Genomic DNA, 18,228 nt, shown 5'->3' with positions numbered 1-18,228 from the left:
CCGGGATTACTAAGCAGTAACTTAATCAGTCTGTGCCGACACTACCCACTTCTTCCGCCGCGCTGTAGCCGGAGAGGCGGTGATCTGTGTCGCTCAGGCGTGCCTTGCCGCGCCGGGCGAGCCCTCGGGTCGCCTCGCGCAGCGGGGTGTGTGCGGCGCTCGCCAGGATGGCCAGGTCCAGCCGCACCCCGTGGTGCTCGGCGTAGTGCTGGTCCAGCAGGGCGGGCTCGTCCCACGGCATCCCGGAACGGGAGCGGATCTGCGCCAGGCCGGTGAGGCCCGGTTTCAGTTCCTGCCGCCAGTGTCTCGCGCCGGGGGAGGCGGAGGTTCCGGCGGGGTCGGTGCCGGACCGCGGGTCGTCCGGTGCCAGGGGTTCCGGGCCGACCAGGGAGAGGTCTCCCCGGACGACGTACGGCAGCCGGGAGAGCAGGTCCAGCCGCAGCCGCCGGGTGCGCAGTGAGCGCAGTACGAAGACGTGGCCGTCCAGGCCGACCCGCCGGGAGTGGGTCAGTACGCCGCCGGGGGGCCGCCGCGCCGCCAGGGCGACGGCGCCCGCGGCGAGCAGCGGGGTGGCCAGGGTCAGGAGGGCCGAGCCGAGGGTCAGGTCCAGTACGCGCTTGGCCGGCGGGGGCTCCCACTGCCGTACCCGTGCGCGTACCGCTGACAGGGCCGGCGGCGGCCCGTACCGCCACGTGCTCCGGGCCGGCGGTGGCCCGTACCGCCTCGCGTTTCCCCTCTGTCCCTGTGTCTGCATCGTTCGCACCTGCCTGGGTTCGCGGCGGATCGAGTGCCGGTTTTGCGTGGCTCACGGCATTTTGTGAAAGAACGATCCCATGGGGCGATGATGAGGAAGGGCTGCGCCGCCCGGGGGCAGGGAGTGTCGCGGTCGGGGGTGTGCGCGATCGGCCCGCGGGGCCGGGAAATAGCGGTCCGCGCGGGGTCTGTGCACGATAGTTGAGTCGCCTCGACTCAGGTCTGTTGACAGTGGGGCGACGGTCGTGCATCCTTGAGTCAGATCCACTCAAGTAGTCAAGCTGGAGGAATTGAAATGGCACGTGCGGTCGGCATCGACCTGGGCACGACTAACTCCGTCGTCAGCGTTCTCGAAGGCGGCGAGCCCACCGTCATCACCAACGCAGAGGGCGCCAGGACCACGCCGTCCGTCGTCGCCTTCGCGAAGAACGGCGAGGTGCTGGTCGGCGAGGTCGCCAAGCGCCAGGCAGTGACCAACGTCGACAGGACCATCCGCTCGGTCAAGCGCCACATGGGCACTGACTGGAAGATCGACCTGGACGGCAAGAGCTTCAACCCGCAGCAGATGAGCGCCTTCATCCTGCAGAAGCTGAAGCGCGACGCCGAGTCGTACCTGGGCGAGAAGGTGACCGACGCGGTCATCACCGTCCCGGCGTACTTCAACGACTCCGAGCGTCAGGCGACCAAGGAGGCCGGCGAGATCGCGGGCCTCAACGTCCTGCGCATCGTCAACGAGCCGACCGCCGCCGCGCTGGCGTACGGGCTCGACAAGGACGACCAGACGATCCTCGTCTTCGACCTCGGTGGCGGCACCTTCGACGTGTCGCTCCTGGAGATCGGTGACGGCGTCGTCGAGGTGAAGGCCACCAACGGTGACAACCACCTCGGTGGTGACGACTGGGACCAGCGCGTCGTCGACTACCTGGTGAAGCAGTTCGCCAACGGGCACGGCGTGGACCTGTCCAAGGACAAGATGGCTCTCCAGCGTCTGCGCGAGGCCGCGGAGAAGGCGAAGATCGAGCTCTCGTCCTCGACCGAGACCACGATCAACCTGCCCTACATCACGGCGTCCGCCGAGGGCCCGCTGCACCTGGACGAGAAGCTCACGCGCTCGCAGTTCCAGCAGCTCACGGCCGACCTCCTGGACCGCTGCAAGAGCCCGTTCCACAACGTCATCAAGGACGCGGGCATCGCGCTCTCCGAGATCGACCACGTCGTTCTCGTCGGTGGCTCCACCCGTATGCCGGCCGTCGCCGAGCTCGTCAAGGAGCTGACCGGTGGCCAGGAGGCCAACAAGGGTGTGAACCCGGACGAGGTCGTCGCCATCGGCGCCTCGCTCCAGGCCGGTGTCCTCAAGGGCGAGGTCAAGGACGTCCTGCTCCTCGACGTCACCCCGCTGTCCCTCGGTATCGAGACCAAGGGCGGCATCATGACCAAGCTCATCGAGCGCAACACCACGATCCCGACCAAGCGGTCCGAGATCTTCACGACGGCCGAGGACAACCAGCCGTCCGTGCAGATCCAGGTCTACCAGGGCGAGCGCGAGATCGCGGCGTACAACAAGAAGCTCGGGATGTTCGAGCTGACCGGCCTGCCGCCGGCCCCGCGTGGCGTCCCGCAGATCGAGGTCGCGTTCGACATCGACGCGAACGGCATCATGCACGTCGCCGCCAAGGACCTCGGCACCGGCAAGGAGCAGAAGATGACCGTCACCGGCGGCTCCTCGCTGCCGAAGGACGAGGTCAACCGGATGCGTGAGGAGGCCGAGCAGTACGCGGAGGAGGACCACCGCCGCCGCGAGGCCGCCGAGTCGCGCAACCAGGGCGAGCAGCTCGTCTACCAGACGGAGAAGTTCCTCAAGGACAACGAGGACAAGGTCCCCGGCGACGTGAAGACGGAGGTGGAGACCGCGCTCACCGAGCTGAAGGAGAAGCTCAAGGGCGAGGACACCGCCGAGATCCGTACCGCCACCGAGAAGGTCGCGGCCGTCTCGCAGAAGCTCGGCCAGGCGATGTACGCCAACGCCCAGGCCGACGGCGCTCCGCAGGGCGACCCGCAGCCGGGTGCCCAGCAGGCCAAGGCCGATGACGATGTCGTCGACGCCGAGATCGTGGACGACGAGAAGGACGCCAAGGGCGGTGCGGTGTGACCGAGGAGACTCCGGGTTTCGAGGAGAAGCCCGACGTCCCCTCCGGCGCCACCCCTGACGGAGCTGAGCCGAAGGACGCCTCCCCCTCTTCGGAGGAGGGGGCGGCCCCGGCCGGGGACGGAGTACAGACAGTCGGCCTGACGGCCCAGCTGGACCAGGTCCGCACCGCGCTCAACGAGCGCACGGGCGACCTCCAGCGGCTCCAGGCCGAGTACCAGAACTATCGCCGCCGCGTCGAGCGGGACCGGGCCACGGTCAAGGAGATCGCAGTCGCGGGTCTCCTGTCCGAGCTCCTGCCCGTGCTCGACGACGTCGGCCGGGCTCGCGATCACGGCGAGCTCGTGGGCGGGTTCAAGTCGGTGGCCGAGTCTCTGGAGACGGTCGTCGCCAAGCTGGGCCTGCAGCAGTTCGGCAAGGAGGGCGAGCCCTTCGACCCGACGATCCACGAAGCCCTGATGCACTCGTACGCGCCGGACGTCACCGAGACGACCTGCGTGGCGATCCTGCAGCCGGGGTATCGGATCGGCGAGCGCACCATCCGCCCCGCGCGGGTGGCGGTGGCCGAACCCCAGCCGGGTGCGACGCCGGCCGCAGCGAAGGAAGAGAAGGCAACCGACGAGGAGAGCGGTGGCACCGAGGAGGTCTGACATTCCGTCCGACCACCTCGCGGCCCACCGCCCGGCCATGCGACCGGCCCACGGGCCGGTCGCATGGCCGATCGTCCGGAAGGAGGGACGTCGATGAGCACGAAGGACTTCGTCGAGAAGGACTACTACAAGGTCCTCGGCGTCCCCAAGGACGCCACCGACGCCGAGATCAAGAAGGCGTACCGGAAGCTCGCCCGCGAGTTCCACCCGGACGCCAACAAGGGCGACGACAAGGCCGAGGAGCGCTTCAAGGAGATCTCCGAGGCGAACGACGTCCTCGGTGACAGCAAGAAGCGCAAGGAGTACGACGAGGCGCGCGCCCTCTTCGGCAACGGCGGCTTCCGGGCCGGACCCGGCGGCGCCGGAGGCAACTTCAACTTCGACCTGGGCGACCTCTTCGGGGGCACCCAGGGCGGGGGCCAGGGCGGCGCGGCCGGCGGTTTCGGCGGCGGCGGTCTGGGCGATGTCTTCGGCGGCCTGTTCAACCGGGGCGGCACGGGGACGCGGGTGCAGCCGCGGCGCGGCCAGGACATCGAGTCCGAGGTGACGCTCAGCTTCACCGAGGCGGTCGAGGGGGCCACGGTCCCGCTGCGGATGTCCAGCCAGGCGCCCTGCAAGGCCTGCTCCGGCACCGGTGACAAGAACGGCACCCCCAGGGTCTGCCCGACCTGTCTCGGCACCGGCCAGGTGTCGCGTGGCACCGGCGGCGGCTTCTCGCTCACCGATCCCTGCGTGGACTGCAAGGGCCGGGGCCTCATCGCCCAGGACCCGTGCGATGTCTGCAAGGGCAGCGGGCGGGCGAAGTCCTCCAAGACCATGCAGGTCAGGATTCCGGCGGGCGTCTCGGACAACCAGCGGATCCGGCTGCGCGGCAAGGGCGGCCCGGGCGAGCGCGGTGGACCGGCCGGCGACTTGTACGTCGTGGTCCACGTCGACGCCCACCCGGTCTTCGGCCGCAAGGGCGACAACCTCACGGTCACCGTGCCCGTCGACTTCACGGAGGCGGCGCTCGGCGGCGAGGTGAAGGTGCCCACGCTCGGCGGCCCGCCGGTCACGCTGAAACTGCCCGCCGGCACTCCCAACGGGCGTACGATGCGCGCCCGCGGCAAGGGCGCCGTACGCAAGGACGGCACCCGGGGCGACCTGCTGGTCACCGTCGAGGTGAAGGTGCCGGGCGACCTCAGCAATGAGGCCAGGGACGCCCTGGAGGCCTACCGGAAGGCGACCGCGGGCCAGGACCCGCGGGCGGAGCTGTTCCAGGCAGCGAAGGGAGCTTGAGGTGGACGGCCGACGACGCAATCCGTACGAACTGACCGACGAGTCCCCGGTGTACGTGATCTCGATCGCGGCCCAGCTCTCGGGCCTGCACCCGCAGACACTGCGCCAGTACGACCGTCTCGGCCTCGTCTCGCCCGACCGCACGGCCGGGCGCGGCCGGCGCTACTCGGCCCGCGACATCGAGCTGCTGCGCACCGTGCAGCAGCTGTCGCAGGACGAGGGCATCAACCTCGCCGGCATCAAGCGCATCATCGAGCTGGAGAACCAGGTCGCGGCCCTCCAGCAGCGCGTCGCCGAGCTGTCGGCGGCGGTGGACGGCGCGGCCCAGGCCATGCAGCAGCGCGAGGCCCAGGTGCACGCCTCCTACCGGCGCGATCTGGTGCCGTATCAGGACGTCCAGCAGACCAGCGCGTTGGTGGTCTGGCGGCCGAAGCGGCCGAAGGACTGAGCCGGAGGCCGAGTCGAAGGACTGGCTGACGGACTGAGCCGAAGGCCTGAGCCGACGGTGAAGGGCCGGGGAGCCGACTTACGGGTCGGTTCCCCGGCCCTTCGCCGTACGCCGGTGCGGTGCCGCGTGGGGGCCCGGTCAGCTCTGCTCCTCCTCCAGGATTCCCGACCGCGCTATCAGGTAGCCGAGCTGGGCCCGGCTGTTGCTGCCGAGCGCGGCGGCGAGCTTGGCGACGTGGGCGCGGCAGGTGCGGACGTTCATGCCGAGCCGGCGGGCGATCGAGTCGTCCACATGGCCCTCCACGAGGAGCTGGGCGATGGAGCGCTGAACCCCGCTGATGCCCAGGGAGGTCGGTTCGTACTTGACCTCCTCCCGCAGCGGAGCAGCCCTCGTCCAGAACTGCTCGAACACGTTGACCAGGTACTGCACGAGCCCGGGATGGCGGAGTTCCAGGGCCACTTGGTCGTCGTCGCTGGCCGGGATGAAGGCGACGGTCCGGTCGAACACGATCAGGCGGCCGATCAGCTCTTCGAGCGTGCGTATCTCCACGTTGTCGTCGGTCATGCGTTCCGCGTACGCGAGCGTGCTGGGGCTGTGGCGCGCGGTGTGCTGGTAGAGGGTGCGCATGCTGACGCCGCGGTGGATCACGGACAGGCCGCGTTCCAGCGACTTGCTGAGACGATCCTCGGTCCGGCCGCCGCCGGGCTGGACGGTGAGCACTTCGGTGCGGCACTCTGCGGTGGCGAGATCGAGGGCCGCGTTGATCCGGTTCGCGCCTTCCAGCACGGTGATGGCGTGGGTGCTGGGCGGCCCCAGAGTGCTGATGTCCATGAATGGCTCGAACGACTCCGTCAGTTCGACCGAGTGCCGGCGCCGCTCCAGGATCTCCCGCTCGATGGGATGCAGATGCTGCGCGAGAGCAATGGTCGGCGGAACGGGCCGGAGCCAGTCCGGGTCATCCGGATCGGGATGCAGGAGCGCGAACTCCATCAGACAGGGCGCCGGTTCCACTTCGGCGCGGGCGATGCGTCCCAACCGCAAAGCGCTGGCGTAAAGGCGTGCCCCCGCGTCGCACAGTTCGGTGATCCCATGAGAATGTGTCGGCTTTGTGTTGCTTGTGGTCATATCGTCACCCCCCAGGTTCCTGAACATGCAGGAACATGATGCATCTACTCGGTGGTGCTCGCGTGCCCAGGTGAGACATCGTCTTAGGTGCGGGGGAGAAGAATCCACAAGTGAGGACGAAGCCGACTATGTATAAGCGAATGCATCGCTCGGCGCTTGCCGTCTCGTTCGTCGCGGCCCTGGGCATCGGGCTGCTGGGCGGCAGCGACATTGGCTGGAGCGAGGACAGTGTTGCCGGTGGCGACATCGGGTGGGCTGTCCGGGCCGGGGCCGACGGTGACATCGGGTGGCCGGTCGCACCTGCCAAGTCGTCCGACATCGGCTGGGTCGTCCAGGCCTCGGCCGACGGTGACATCGGGTGGCCGGTCGCACCTGCCAAGTCGTCCGACATCGGCTGGGTCGCACCTGCCAAGTCGTCCGACATCGGCTGGGTCTCGCCCACCCGTATCGGCTCCGCCACGGCCCAGCCGGGCGCATGACCATCCCGCCGGACGACCGGACCTTCCGGCGCGAGATGGCCACGGCCTACCGATCAGGCTGGCATTTCATCGATCTCGTCACTGCCATCCCCCACTGTGGCGACTCGTTGATGGTCACTCTGTTCGGCGACCCCATCGTTGTCGCACGTGAAGAAGACGACGAAGTACGTGCCTACCGATGCCTCCGCAAGCCGCGTGGAGCCCCGCAGCCCGTTCGCTGTGCGATCCGGTACGACATGATTTTCGTCAACCTCGACCGGCGTGACCACCAGCTGTTCGAGCCAGAGACTATTTCCGCCACCCCCCGCAGTGCCTGAGCGATCCCCCGTCGTTCCATGTCGCTCAGTCACTCCCCCACACAACGGCGCCATCGTGACCTGAACACGATGGCGCCGTTGTGCATTTTCCGGCCGGGTACGGTCCGGAGCCGTGCTCAGGCCCTGCCGAGCGCCCGGTCGACGGCGATCTCGATGACGATCCGGTCCGGGTTGGGCGCCGGCGTGCGCTCGTAGCGCTCCGCGTAGCGGCGTACCGCGTCGGCCACCGCCTCCGGCTCCGTGCGCACCGTCGCGCGCCCCTCCAGCGTCGCCCAGCGGCGCCCGTCGATCTGGCAGACCGCGACCCGTGCCCCGTCCGGGCCCGCGGCCAGGACGTTGGCGGCCTTCCTGGTGTTCTTTCCGGTGATGACCCGCGCCAGCCTCGTCTCGGGGTCGTACGTCACGCCCACCGGCACCACGTGCGGCGTGCCGTCGGGGCGGGGCGTGGTCAGGGTGCACACATGCCGCGCGCGCCAGAAGGCGAGGTACTCGGGGCCGGGATTCGTCACGTCGACTGCCATGCGGACAGCGTAGGCAGCGCGGGCGGCGGCCCGGTCCGCAGCCCCGCTGCGGTGGCGGAGGGCCGGGGCGGCCGGTTCACTCGAAGTGCCGGGACAAGGGGCCCTGACGCGTGCGACCCTCCCGCATCAAGTTGAGTGGAGTGGACTCAATATTGGCTTGAGTGGGGTAGACTCAACTTTACGCACGTCGATCTAGTCAGTGTTGCCGAGAGGGTAGTCACCGCAAGGAGGAGAAAGCGCACGTGGACGCCGAGCTGACCAACAAGAGCCGGGACGCCATCAACGCGGCCACCAGCAGGGCCGTGAAGGACGGGCACCCCGATCTGGCCCCCGGGCACCTGCTGCTCGCGCTGCTCGCGGGCGAGGACAACGAGAACATCACCGATCTGCTCGCCGCCGTCGAGGCCGACCAGATCGCCGTACGCACCGAGACCGAGCGGCTGCTGGGCGCCCAGCCCAGCGTCACCGGGTCCACCGTCGCCCCGCCGCAGCCCAACCGTGAGCTGCTCGCCGTCATCAACGACGCCGCGCAGCGCGCGAAGGAGCTCGGCGACGACTACATCTCCACCGAGCACCTGCTGATCGGCATCGCGGCCGAGGGCGGCCGCGCCGGTGAGATCCTCAGTGGGCAGGGGGCCAGTGCGAAGAGGCTGCTGGACGCATTCGAGAAGAGCAGGGGAGGGCGCCGGGTGACCACACCCGACCCGGAGGGCCAGTACAAGGCGCTGGAGAAGTTCGGTACGGACTTCACCGCCGCCGCACGCGAGGGCAAGCTCGACCCGGTCATCGGCCGTGACCAGGAGATCCGCCGGGTCGTCCAGGTGCTCTCCCGCCGCACCAAGAACAACCCCGTGCTCATCGGCGAGCCCGGCGTCGGCAAGACGGCCGTCGTCGAGGGCCTCGCCCAGCGCATCGTCAAGGGCGACGTCCCCGAGTCCCTGAAGAACAAGCGGCTCGTCTCGCTCGACCTCGGTGCGATGGTCGCGGGCGCCAAGTACCGCGGCGAGTTCGAGGAGCGGCTGAAGACCGTCCTCTCCGAGATCAAGGAGAGCGACGGGCAGATCATCACCTTCATCGACGAGCTGCACACCGTCGTGGGCGCGGGCGCCGGCGGCGACTCCGCCATGGACGCCGGCAACATGCTCAAGCCGATGCTGGCCCGCGGCGAGCTCCGCATGGTGGGCGCGACGACGCTCGACGAGTACCGCGAGCGGATCGAGAAGGACCCCGCCCTGGAGCGCCGCTTCCAGCAGGTGCTGGTGGCCGAGCCGAGCGTCGAGGACACCATCGCGATCCTGCGCGGGCTCAAGGGCCGCTACGAGGCCCACCACAAGGTCTCCATCGCGGACTCGGCGCTGGTGGCCGCCGCGACCCTCTCCGACCGCTACATCACCTCCCGCTTCCTCCCCGACAAGGCGATCGACCTGGTCGACGAGGCGGCGTCCCGGCTGCGCATGGAGATCGACTCCTCGCCGGTCGAGATCGACGAGCTCCAGCGTGCCGTGGACCGCCTCCACATGGAGGAGCTGGCCCTGAAGAACGAGACCGACCCCGGCTCCCGGCAGCGCCTGGAGAAGCTCCGCCGCGACCTCGCGGACAAGGAGGAGGAGCTGCGCGGCCTCAACGCCCGCTGGGAGAAGGAGAAGCAGGGCCTCAACCGCGTCGGTGAGCTGAAGGAGCGCCTCGACGAACTGCACGGCCAGGCCGAACGCGCCCAGCGCGACGGTGACTTCGACACCGCCTCCAAGCTGCTGTACGGGGAGATCCCCGGCCTGGAGCGGGAGCTGGCGGAGGCGTCCGAGGCCGAGCAGGAGGCCGCCAAGGACACGATGGTCAAGGAGGAGGTCGGCCCGGACGACATCGCCGATGTCGTCGGCTCCTGGACCGGCATCCCGGCCGGGCGTCTGCTGGAGGGCGAGACGCAGAAGCTGCTGCGCATGGAGGACGAGCTCGGCAGGCGCCTGATCGGGCAGGGCGAGGCCGTGCGGGCGGTGTCGGACGCGGTACGCCGCACCCGCGCCGGAATCGCCGACCCCGACCGGCCCACCGGCTCGTTCCTCTTCCTCGGCCCGACCGGTGTCGGCAAGACGGAGCTCGCCAAGGCGCTCGCCGACTTCCTCTTCGACGACGAGCGGGCCATGGTCCGCATCGACATGAGCGAGTACGGCGAGAAGCACAGCGTGGCGCGGCTCGTCGGCGCCCCGCCCGGATACGTCGGCTACGAGGAGGGCGGCCAGCTCACCGAGGCGGTCCGCCGCCGCCCGTACAGCGTCGTGCTGCTGGACGAGGTCGAGAAGGCCCACCCCGAGGTCTTCGACATCCTGCTCCAGGTGCTCGACGACGGCCGGCTCACCGACGGGCAGGGCCGGACGGTGGACTTCCGCAACACCATCCTGATCCTGACCTCCAACCTCGGCAGCCAGTTCCTGGTCGATCCCCTGACCAAGCCCGAGGAGAAGAAGGAACGGGTCCTGGAGCTCGTACGGGCCTCGTTCAAGCCGGAGTTCCTCAACCGGCTGGACGACCTGGTGGTCTTCTCCGCCCTGTCCGGTGACGAGCTCGCGCACATCGCGAAGCTCCAGATCGACCGGCTCGCCAAGCGGCTGGCCGACCGGCAGCTCACGCTCGACGTCACCCCGGCCGCCCTGGCCTGGCTGGCCGAGGAGGGCAACGACCCGGCGTACGGGGCGCGGCCGCTGCGCCGCCTCATCCAGACGGCGATCGGCGACCGGCTGGCGAAGGAGATCCTCTCCGGCGAGGTGAAGGACGGGGACACCGTCCGGGTGGACCGGGTCGGTGACGACCTGCTCGTCGGCCCCGCGACCGCGGACGGCGCCTTGTAGCGGGCACCCGGCCCGATCGGTGCCGGGCCCCGGCCGGAGGACCAGGTGTCCCCGGCCGGGGCCCTGCCATCGGCGCCGCCCGCGCGGGACGGAGACATCGCGGTGATTCCGCGAGAAAGCGGTGATTCCGTAAGGAACGGGATGGGAGGGAATCATCGCCGTCATTGGTGATCCATCGTTCAACATCGATATTGCGCCAAACGCCCGGCTCCGCACCGGGGGGCGGCCTCTCCCGGACCGGCTCCGCCCGGGACGTATCACCCGTCTTTGACAAGGGAGTTCCGCCCGGGTGCGGACAGTGCTCGCCCGACGGTGCGCGAATAATCAGGACACCCCGGAGCGTCCTCCGTGGCCTGCTCGCGAGCAGGTTTGGGGGCCGAATTCGACAGTCGGTAGCGTGCCCGCATGAACGAGCGGATGGGCGATGAGATAAATCCGGGGCTCAAAAAGCCCAGATCTGACAATCTCTTTCACCTTGGCGAATTCCGTACCCTCTGGGCTGCCTACGCCCAGTCGATCCTGGGCGACCAACTGGCACGCGTGGCACTGTCGTTGCTCGTGTTCGAACGCACCGACTCGCCGGGGTGGACCGCTGCGACGTACGCGCTGACCACCTTGCCCGCGCTGCTGTCCGGGGTGCTCCTGTCCGGCCTGGCGGACCGTTTCCCCCGGCGTACGGTCATGATCAGCTGCGACCTGCTGCGGATGGTGCTGGTCGGGCTGATGGCCCTGCCCGGGATGCCCCTGCCGCTGCTGGCCGGGCTGCTGGTGCTGGCGCAGCTGGCCGAGGCGCCCTTCGGCGCCGCCCAGGGCGCGCTGCTGCCCACCGTGCTCGGCACGCAGAGATACGAACGCGGCCAGCGGGTCATGCAGATCACCAACCAGGTCGGGCAGCTGGTCGGCTTCGCCGGCGGCGGTCTGCTGGCCGCGTGGCTGGGCAGCAACCTCTCCCTGGGCGTGAACGCGGCGACCTTCCTTCTCTCGGCGACCTTGATCAGGGTCGGCGTGAAGGCCCGTCCCTCGGCGAGTGCCGACGCCCGCAAGACGCGGCTCGGCGCACAGGTCGGGGGCGCGGCCGCGCTGATCTGGTCGGACCGCAGGCTCCGGTCCCTGCTGGCGCTGGGGTGGCTCGCGGGCTTCGTCGTCCTGCCGGAGGGGCTGGCGGCCCCGTTCGCGGACGAGGCCGGCGGCGGCGCCTACTCGGTGGGACTCCTGCTCGCCTCGCATCCGGCGGGAATGGTGCTGGGAGCGGCGCTGCTGGGCCGCGCCAAGGTCGGCGACGAGTCGCGGCGCCGCCTGCTCGGGCCGTTGGCGATCGGTGCGAATCTGCCGCTGCTCGCCTACTGGCTCGACCCCAGTGTGGGCGTGGCCATGTTCCTGCTGCTGGTGGCCGGGGTGTGCTCCGCCTACCAGATCACCGCCGGGGCCACCTTCGTACTCCTGACCCCGGTCGACCGGCGTGGCCAGGCGCTCGGACTCGCCAGGTCGGGGGTGACCGCCATGCAGGGGATCGGTGTCGCCGCGGGGGGCGTGGCGACGGAGCTGACCGGCTCCTCGGCGAACACCATCGGCGCGTCCGGACTCCTCGGGGTGCTGTGCGCGATTCTCGCCGCCGCCGCCTGGGCGCGGGCACGGGTGTCCGATGGGCAGATGACTCCCCGTAGTGCTTAGGGCGTGTCCGGCCGATCACGACCGGCAGGCCCTGGAAGACCCCCTGGCCGCGAAACGCGGCTAGGGTCGTCGACAGGAAACCACGTGCGATCCACAGGAGTACCCAGCGATGTCTATCGATCCGTCCTCGATTCCGAATTTCGGGGGCCAGCCCGAACCGCAGGCGGCAGGACCCGAGGGCCCCGTTGTCCCTGACCAGGACCTCGTCAAGCAGCTCCTCGAACAGATGGAGCTGAAGTTCGTCGTCGACGACGAGGGCGACCTCGCGGCGCCGTGGGAGGACTTCCGGACGTACTTCATGTTCCGGGGCGAGGACGAGCAGCAGGTCTTCTCGGTCCGTACGTTCTACGACCGCCCGCACGCCGCGGACCAGCGCCCGGTCCTGCTCGACGCGATCGACGACTGGAACCGCCGCACCCTGTGGCCCAAGGTCTACACGCACACCCACGAGCCCGAGGAGGGCTCCGAGGAGACCGAGGTCTCGGTCCGTCTGATCGGTGAGGCGCAGATGCTCATCGGTACGGGCGTCAGCCTGGAGCACTTCGTCTCGTCGACGGTCAGCTGGGTGCGCGCCTCGATCGAGTTCGACAAGTGGCTGCAGGAGCGCCTGGGCCTGGCCCCGGCCGAGGAGAAGGCACCGGAGGACGGCGACGTCCCCCCGGGCGCCTGAGCCCTCGTACGGCAGTGACATCCCACCCCGGGGCGGCGGTCCTCACGACCGCCGCCCCGGGGTGGGCCGGTTTCAGGGCGCCAGGCGCCCCAGCCGGCCGGCCGCCTCCCGCAGGACGTCCTCCTTCTTGCAGAAGGTGAAGCGCACCTGGCTGCGCCCGGCGTCCGGGTCGTCGTAGAAGACGGAGTTGGGGACGGCGACGACGCCGCAGCGTTCGGGCAGCGCGCGGCAGAAGGCGTAGGCGTCCTTCTCGCCGAAGGGCGTGATGTCGGTGGTGATGAAGTACGTGCCCTGCGGCTGGTAGACGTCGAACCCGGCCGCGCGCAGGCCCTCGCCGAGCAGATCGCGCTTGTGGCGGAGGTCGGCGCGGAAGCCGTCGAAGTAGGAGTCCGGCAGGCGCAGCGCCTCGGCGACGGCGTACTGGAACGGGCCCGCGCTGACGTAGGTCAGATACTGCTTGGCGGTCCGGACCGCGGCGACCAGCGGGGCGCTCGCGGTGACCCAGCCCACTTTCCAGCCGGTGTACGAGAAGGTCTTGCCGGCGGACGAGATGGAGACCGTGCGGTCGCGCATGCCGGGCAGTGAGATCAGCGGGATGTGCTCGCCCTCGAAGACCAGGTGTTCGTAGACCTCGTCGGTGACCACGAGGAGGTCGTGCTCCACCGCCAGTTCGGCGATCGTGGTGAGTTCCTCGCGGGTGAGGACCATGCCGGTCGGGTTGTGCGGGCTGTTCAGCAGCAGCAGCCGGGTGCGGGGGGTGATCGCGTCCCGGAGGGCGTCGAGATCGGGGCGGAAGTCCGGGGCGCGGAGGGTCAGCGGCACGCGACGGCCGCCCGCCATGGCGATGCAGGCGGCGTAGGAGTCGTAGAAGGGCTCGAAGGCGATGACCTCGTCGCCGGGCTCCAGCAGCGCCAGCAGGGACGCGGCGATGGCCTCGGTGGCCCCGGCGGTGACCAGGACCTCGGTGTCGGGGTCGTGGGCGAGGCCGTAGCGCCGTTGCTGGTGGTCGGCGATCGCGGTGCGCAGTTCGGGGATGCCGGGGCCCGGTGGGTACTGGTTGCCGTGCCCGTCGCGCAGCGCCCGGACCGCGGCCTCGCGGATCTCTTCGGGGCCGTCGGTGTCGGGGAAGCCCTGGCCGAGGTTGATGGAGCCGGTCCGTACGGCAAGCGCCGACATCTCCGCGAAGATCGTGGTACCGAACTCGGCGAGGCGGCGGTTGAGCAGCGGTCGTCCCTGTGTCATGGCTGTCATCCTGCGCAAAAGCTCTGGAGTTGCTCAAGTCTGCTTTGGCCGTTCGGGGGTGGGGGCATCCCCCACACACGTAGAAAGCGCATGGAAGCGGGGGACCTCGCTTCGGGGGACGGAAGGTCGTGAGGTCGATGGGTGTTTTCGTCGGTGTGGTGGTAGCGGTCGTTCTGATCGTGCTGTTCGTCTCGGTCCTGGTCCGCGCCGGGAACCGGTCGAAGGCGGGCAGGCGCGGTGTGCGGCGGGGGGCCGCCGGCGGCAGCGCGGGTGGCGGCTGGTGGGCGGGGGGTGACGGGGGCGGTGGTTCGTCCTGCGGAAGCGGGCACTCCGGACACTCCGGTGGCCATTCCTGCGGCGGCGGACACTCCTCGTGCGGTGGCGGTTCCTCGTGCGGCGGCGGTGGCGGATGCGGCGGAGGAAGCTGATCCGGACGGCTGGTTCCGGAGGTGCCCGGCGGGTGAACTCCCGCCGGGCACCTTTTTGTTGGGGCTTTTCGCGGGTTGGCGGTGAACAGATGAACCGAGGGGCCCCCGAGGGGATGGAAACCACGGCAAGTTGGATAAAAACGCTGTGGATGTGACTTATTCGTGGTTCCCTCGGTTGAGAGAACTTTCAGCCCTCGGACCCCAGTTGGACCTGATCGGGCGCTACCCACCTCCCACGCGCATCGCGCCGGGGGCGTCCCCTGTCCATGTGTCCATGCTTGCTTGCGGAGCCGACTCATGCTCACGACCCTCCAGACGGCTTATTCCGATACCCGTGCTGCCGATCTGGCCTGGGCGCTGGGGCGCGAACCGCTCCCCGCCCTGGCCGTGCTCGACCTCGATCTCGCGGGTGCCAGGCTTCAGATGCGCCTGCTCGGCGCCTCCCACCAGGTGCTTCTTGAGGAGGACCGCGGCACCTGCTCCGAAACCGTCGCCTGCATCCCCGGGAGCAGCACCCCGCTCCCGCTCGGTGTCTCCAAGCGACTCGGGGAATGGGAGTACGAATTCGCTGCGCGCGTCGAGACGCTCTCGGAGGGCTCGTTCGCGGGGCGCGCGCAGGAGCTGCTCGCGCTGGTGGCCGACCATCCGCAGGGTCTCGCCGGGACGTTCCCCGGCAGCCCGCACGCCTTCACCGCCATGCTCGCCCAGCGGGCCGAGGGCCAGGTGCGCTGGCGCACCTGGCACGCGTACCCGCAGGAGGGGCAGTTGGTGGTGACACGCACCCGAGTGGGAGTGCGGATGCCGGCGGCTGCGTTCTGAGTAGCCCCAACTCCGTTGTGAGCACACCACTTACACCCTTGTGGGTGACAGGCTGCCACGTAATCGTGACGTAGCGTTCGCATCATGATCGACCAGCAGGTGTCGCTGCGAGGGGGCGCGGCGTGTCTTCCCGTACGGCCGAGGACCGGTCGGTATCTCGTGCTCGCCGCTGTCTTCATCTGTGCCGCCTGCGGCTTGGTGTACGAGCTCGAACTGGTGGCGCTCGCCTCGTATCTGATCGGTGATTCCGTCACCCAGGCCTCGGTCGTGCTGTCCGTGATGGTCTTCGCGATGGGCGTCGGCTCGCTTCTCGCGAAACGTTTACGCAGCCGTGCCGCAGTGGGTTTCGGGCTGATCGAGGGGGCGCTCGCGCTCGTCGGCGGTTCCTCGGCGCTGGTGCTGTACGCGTCGTTCGCCTGGATCGGGGAGTCGCGGTACGCCCTGGTCGGGTTCTCGCTCACGATCGGGATCCTGATCGGTGCGGAGATCCCGCTGCTGATGACGCTGATCCAGCGCGTCGACCGGCAGGACGCGGGCGGGGCCGTCGCGGATCTCTTCGCCGCCGACTACGTGGGCGCGCTGGTCGGCGGGCTCGCCTTCCCGTTCCTGCTGCTGCCGATGCTCGGGCAGCTCACCGGGGCGCTGTTCACCGGCGCGGTCAACGCGGCGGCGGGCGGGGCGCTGGTGCTGTGGGTGTTCCGGCGGGACCTCAGCCCGCGCTCGCGCTGGCTGCTGATCGTGTTCAACGTGGCGGTGATCGCGGTGCTGGCGGTCGCCACCGCGCTTGTCGACGACTTCGAGCGGGCGGCGCGGCGCGCGGTGTACGGGGACGGGGTGCGGGTCGCGGTGCAGACCGAGGTCCAGGAGGTGGTGCTGACGGGGTCGGGCCGCAGCTCGCTGGACCTGTATCTGGACGGCCGGCTGCGGGTCAGCGCGCGCGACGAGTACCGCTACCACGAGGCGCTGGTGCACCCCGCGATGAACGGGCCGCACGCCCGCGTGCTGATCCTGGGCGGCGGTGACGGCCTGGCCGCCCGGGAGGTGCTGCGCTACCCGGACGTACGCGATGTCACCGTGGTCGAGCTGGACCGGGGCGTCACCCGGCTGGCCCGTACCGACCCGGCGCTTTCGGAGCTGAACGGCCACGCGTTCGGCGACCCCCGGCTCACCGCCGTCACCGCCGACGCCTTCAACTGGCTGCGGGCGGCGCACGGCAGCTACGACGTGGTGATCTCCGATCTGCCCGACCCCGGGATCTCCACCAGCACGAAGCTCTACTCGGCGGAGTTCTACGGCCTGGTCGCCGAGGCGCTCGCGCCCGGCGGCCGGGTGGTGGTGCACGGAGGCCCATCGGTGTCCCGGCCGCGCACGTTCTGGACGGTCGAGGCGTCGATGCGGGCGGCGGGCCTGCGTACCTGCCCGTACCGGACCGGTGGCCGGCCGGCCGATTCCGCGGCCGGACCCGACCGGGCCACGCACCGGGCGCAGCGCGCGCACGGCTGGGGCTTCGTCCTCGCCGGTCCGGGGAAGGAACCGGAGCTCGGTCTCGCCCGGAAGGCGCCGGAGCTGCGGTCGATGACGGAGCCGGAGCTGGTCGAATCGGGGCGGCGGACGGAGCGCGACCGGCTGCCGGGGCTGGAGCCGTCGACGCTGGTGCATCCGCGGTACTGGGAGGACCGGTGAGCGGGTGGTGGTGGTCGGGGTCGGTGGGGGGTCTCGGGAGGGCCGGTGGGCCGGTGGTGGTGGTCGGGGTCGGTGGGGGGTCTCGGGAGGGCCGGTGGGCCGGTGGTGGTGATCCGGGTCGGCGGGGGGCTCGGGAGGCGGAACCGCTGACGTGACGGCCGGGGCTGAGTAGGCTCGGTTTCCATGGAGCATGAGGTGTTCGTTCCGGTTCCGGTCCCGTCCCTGAGGCGGACGCTGGGTGACCCCGCCCGCGTCGCGCGCTGTGTGCCGGGGCTGCAGCAGGACGCCGACGCGTCCGCGGGCCCGCTGTCCGGCCGGCTCCGGATCCGGGTCGACGGCCACACGATCACTTACCGCGGCGCGCTGCGGCTCACCGATGCGCCGCAGGACGGCCCGGAGGGTGCGCCCGGGGCGGGAGTCCTGGTGACGGGCGAGGGCGCCGAGGCCCGGGGCGGCGGCTCGGTGAAGCTGAGCCTGACGATCGGGCTGACCGAGCGCGACGGCGGTACGGCGATCGGCTTCACGGGTACGGCGAGCGGTGACGGCCGGCTCCTGGAGCTGGACGCGGCGGCGGTGCTCGCGGCGGCCCACCGGCTGCTGGACCGCTTTGCCCAGCAGCTGGTGACGGAGACGCTGGCGACCGGTGGTGAACCGGACGGGCCGCTCGGCGAGGCCGTGGAGCAGGCCATCGAGGAGGCGGCCGAGGAGGCCGACACGACCGGCGCGGCCACCGCCCACGACGCCGTCCCGGAGGCCGGTGGCACCGGCGGCACCGACGACGTGCCGCCCACCCATGACGCCACGGCCGACGAGGCGCCCGCGGCGGGAGGGCCCGAGGTCCCGGGGAACCCCCCGGGCACCGGCTCCGTCTTCGATGCGCCCGTGCCCCCGCCGTCCCTCGACCCGGCGTCCGAGGCGGAGTTCACCACCCCCGAAGACCTCCCGGCGGAGGCCGCGCACGCCAGGCGGACGATGATCGGCCGCAGCGCAGAGGAGGTCGACCACGCGCCGCCGCGCGGCCGGTACGCCCCCGTCCCGTCACCCGATTCGACCACTGCGGGCGCCACACTCCGCTGGGTCGCCCCGGCCGCCGCGCTCGCGCTGGCGTCCGCCGTGGTGGTGACCCGGGCGCTGAGGCGGCGACGGTAGCCCTCG

The 18,228-nt window shown here is 70.4% G+C and carries 16 protein-coding genes; 12 read left to right on the top strand and 4 right to left on the bottom strand.

The window, feature by feature from the left end:
• Nucleotides 1-25 precede the first annotated feature (25 nt).
• Nucleotides 26-754, bottom strand: coding sequence for a sugar transferase (locus EES42_RS19995; RefSeq protein WP_124719627.1), 729 nt, complete (start codon nucleotides 752-754; stop codon nucleotides 26-28).
• 294 nt (nucleotides 755-1,048) lie between these two features.
• On the opposite strand from EES42_RS19995, the gene dnaK reads away from it, so the two are divergent.
• The 4 genes from dnaK (at nucleotide 1,049) to EES42_RS19975 (ending at nucleotide 5,275) form a co-directional block, all read left to right on the top strand.
• Nucleotides 1,049-2,902: a molecular chaperone DnaK gene (dnaK, locus tag EES42_RS19990; RefSeq protein WP_124719626.1), complete on the top strand. Its 1,854-nt coding sequence runs from the start codon at nucleotides 1,049-1,051 to the stop codon at nucleotides 2,900-2,902.
• Nucleotides 2,899-3,549: a nucleotide exchange factor GrpE gene (grpE, locus tag EES42_RS19985; protein WP_124719625.1), complete on the top strand. Its 651-nt coding sequence runs from the start codon at nucleotides 2,899-2,901 to the stop codon at nucleotides 3,547-3,549. Before dnaK ends, grpE begins: the two co-directional genes overlap by 4 nt.
• Before the next feature lie 93 nt (nucleotides 3,550-3,642).
• The gene (dnaJ, locus tag EES42_RS19980; protein WP_124719624.1) at nucleotides 3,643-4,827 is read left to right on the top strand and encodes a molecular chaperone DnaJ; all 1,185 of its coding nucleotides are present in this window, start codon (nucleotides 3,643-3,645) and stop codon (nucleotides 4,825-4,827) included.
• A 1-nt stretch (nucleotide 4,828) separates the two neighbouring features.
• Nucleotides 4,829-5,275, top strand: coding sequence for a heat shock protein transcriptional repressor HspR (locus tag EES42_RS19975; RefSeq protein WP_072487850.1), 447 nt, complete (start codon nucleotides 4,829-4,831; stop codon nucleotides 5,273-5,275).
• A 138-nt stretch (nucleotides 5,276-5,413) separates the two neighbouring features.
• Here the strand turns inward: EES42_RS19975 and EES42_RS19970 are convergent, their stop codons facing one another.
• Entirely contained in the window at nucleotides 5,414-6,427 is a 1,014-nt protein-coding gene (locus EES42_RS19970) for a helix-turn-helix domain-containing protein (RefSeq protein WP_206433523.1), read from the bottom strand.
• Between the two features lie 101 nt (nucleotides 6,428-6,528).
• Between EES42_RS19970 and EES42_RS19965 the strand changes: the two genes are divergently transcribed.
• Nucleotides 6,529-6,879: a hypothetical protein gene (locus EES42_RS19965; RefSeq protein WP_124719622.1), complete on the top strand. Its 351-nt coding sequence runs from the start codon at nucleotides 6,529-6,531 to the stop codon at nucleotides 6,877-6,879.
• On the top strand, nucleotides 6,876-7,196 hold the full coding sequence (locus EES42_RS19960) for a Rieske (2Fe-2S) protein (protein ID WP_072487853.1): 321 nt from the start codon (nucleotides 6,876-6,878) through the stop codon (nucleotides 7,194-7,196). The genes EES42_RS19965 and EES42_RS19960 overlap by 4 nt, the downstream gene beginning before the upstream one ends.
• A 116-nt stretch (nucleotides 7,197-7,312) precedes the next feature.
• Here the strand turns inward: EES42_RS19960 and EES42_RS19955 are convergent, their stop codons facing one another.
• Nucleotides 7,313-7,717 carry a pyridoxamine 5'-phosphate oxidase family protein gene (locus tag EES42_RS19955; protein ID WP_124719621.1) on the bottom strand — a complete coding sequence of 135 codons (405 nt, stop codon included), beginning with the start codon at nucleotides 7,715-7,717 and terminating at the stop codon, nucleotides 7,313-7,315.
• Between the two features lie 242 nt (nucleotides 7,718-7,959).
• Here EES42_RS19955 and clpB point away from each other — a divergent pair, with 242 nt between their 5' ends.
• The 3 genes from clpB to EES42_RS19940 all read left to right on the top strand — a co-directional run bounded on the left by clpB (nucleotide 7,960) and on the right by EES42_RS19940 (nucleotide 12,901).
• Nucleotides 7,960-10,560 carry an ATP-dependent chaperone ClpB gene (clpB, locus tag EES42_RS19950; RefSeq protein WP_124719620.1) on the top strand — a complete coding sequence of 867 codons (2,601 nt, stop codon included), beginning with the start codon at nucleotides 7,960-7,962 and terminating at the stop codon, nucleotides 10,558-10,560.
• 405 nt (nucleotides 10,561-10,965) lie between these two features.
• Nucleotides 10,966-12,231: an MFS transporter gene (locus tag EES42_RS19945; protein WP_124719619.1), complete on the top strand. Its 1,266-nt coding sequence runs from the start codon at nucleotides 10,966-10,968 to the stop codon at nucleotides 12,229-12,231.
• 109 nt (nucleotides 12,232-12,340) lie between these two features.
• The gene (locus EES42_RS19940) at nucleotides 12,341-12,901 is read left to right on the top strand and encodes a type III secretion system chaperone family protein (RefSeq protein ID WP_124719618.1); all 561 of its coding nucleotides are present in this window, start codon (nucleotides 12,341-12,343) and stop codon (nucleotides 12,899-12,901) included.
• Nucleotides 12,902-12,973: 72 nt separating this feature from the next.
• Here EES42_RS19940 and EES42_RS19935 read toward each other — a convergent pair whose 3' ends face one another.
• Nucleotides 12,974-14,143: a pyridoxal phosphate-dependent aminotransferase gene (locus EES42_RS19935; protein WP_124719617.1), complete on the bottom strand. Its 1,170-nt coding sequence runs from the start codon at nucleotides 14,141-14,143 to the stop codon at nucleotides 12,974-12,976.
• A 725-nt stretch (nucleotides 14,144-14,868) separates the two neighbouring features.
• On the opposite strand from EES42_RS19935, the gene EES42_RS19925 reads away from it, so the two are divergent.
• The 3 genes from EES42_RS19925 to EES42_RS19915 all read left to right on the top strand — a co-directional run bounded on the left by EES42_RS19925 (nucleotide 14,869) and on the right by EES42_RS19915 (nucleotide 18,222).
• Entirely contained in the window at nucleotides 14,869-15,390 is a 522-nt protein-coding gene (locus EES42_RS19925) for a DUF2617 family protein (protein WP_124719615.1), read from the top strand.
• 84 nt (nucleotides 15,391-15,474) lie between these two features.
• Nucleotides 15,475-17,073: a polyamine aminopropyltransferase gene (locus EES42_RS19920; RefSeq protein WP_124719614.1), complete on the top strand. Its 1,599-nt coding sequence runs from the start codon at nucleotides 15,475-15,477 to the stop codon at nucleotides 17,071-17,073.
• Between the two features lie 183 nt (nucleotides 17,074-17,256).
• On the top strand, nucleotides 17,257-18,222 hold the full coding sequence (locus EES42_RS19915; RefSeq protein ID WP_206433522.1) for an SRPBCC family protein: 966 nt from the start codon (nucleotides 17,257-17,259) through the stop codon (nucleotides 18,220-18,222).
• Nucleotides 18,223-18,228 lie beyond the last annotated feature (6 nt).

The sequence above is a fragment of the Streptomyces sp. ADI95-17 genome, from assembly GCF_003846175.1.
Lineage (GTDB): Bacteria > Actinomycetota > Actinomycetes > Streptomycetales > Streptomycetaceae > Streptomyces > Streptomyces sanglieri.
Note: the sequence above shows the minus strand (reverse complement) of the source record. Positions and strands in the feature narration are given on the sequence as shown.

What these genes read in the sequence shown, in the direction of transcription:
- EES42_RS19995 (WP_124719627.1), bottom strand. Translation starts at nt 754, where the DNA reads ATGCAGACACAGGGACAGAGGGGAAACGCGAGGCGGTACGGGCCACCG.
- dnaK (WP_124719626.1), top strand. Translation starts at nt 1,049, where the DNA reads ATGGCACGTGCGGTCGGCATCGACCTGGGCACGACTAACTCCGTCGTC.
- dnaJ (WP_124719624.1), top strand. Translation starts at nt 3,643, where the DNA reads ATGAGCACGAAGGACTTCGTCGAGAAGGACTACTACAAGGTCCTCGGC.
- EES42_RS19970 (WP_206433523.1), bottom strand. Translation starts at nt 6,427, where the DNA reads ATGTTCAGGAACCTGGGGGGTGACGATATGACCACAAGCAACACAAAG.
- EES42_RS19965 (WP_124719622.1), top strand. Translation starts at nt 6,529, where the DNA reads ATGTATAAGCGAATGCATCGCTCGGCGCTTGCCGTCTCGTTCGTCGCG.
- EES42_RS19960 (WP_072487853.1), top strand. Translation starts at nt 6,876, where the DNA reads ATGACCATCCCGCCGGACGACCGGACCTTCCGGCGCGAGATGGCCACG.
- EES42_RS19955 (WP_124719621.1), bottom strand. Translation starts at nt 7,717, where the DNA reads ATGGCAGTCGACGTGACGAATCCCGGCCCCGAGTACCTCGCCTTCTGG.
- EES42_RS19945 (WP_124719619.1), top strand. Translation starts at nt 10,966, where the DNA reads ATGAACGAGCGGATGGGCGATGAGATAAATCCGGGGCTCAAAAAGCCC.
- EES42_RS19940 (WP_124719618.1), top strand. Translation starts at nt 12,341, where the DNA reads ATGTCTATCGATCCGTCCTCGATTCCGAATTTCGGGGGCCAGCCCGAA.
- EES42_RS19935 (WP_124719617.1), bottom strand. Translation starts at nt 14,143, where the DNA reads ATGACACAGGGACGACCGCTGCTCAACCGCCGCCTCGCCGAGTTCGGT.
- EES42_RS19925 (WP_124719615.1), top strand. Translation starts at nt 14,869, where the DNA reads ATGCTCACGACCCTCCAGACGGCTTATTCCGATACCCGTGCTGCCGAT.
- EES42_RS19920 (WP_124719614.1), top strand. Translation starts at nt 15,475, where the DNA reads ATGATCGACCAGCAGGTGTCGCTGCGAGGGGGCGCGGCGTGTCTTCCC.
- EES42_RS19915 (WP_206433522.1), top strand. Translation starts at nt 17,257, where the DNA reads ATGGAGCATGAGGTGTTCGTTCCGGTTCCGGTCCCGTCCCTGAGGCGG.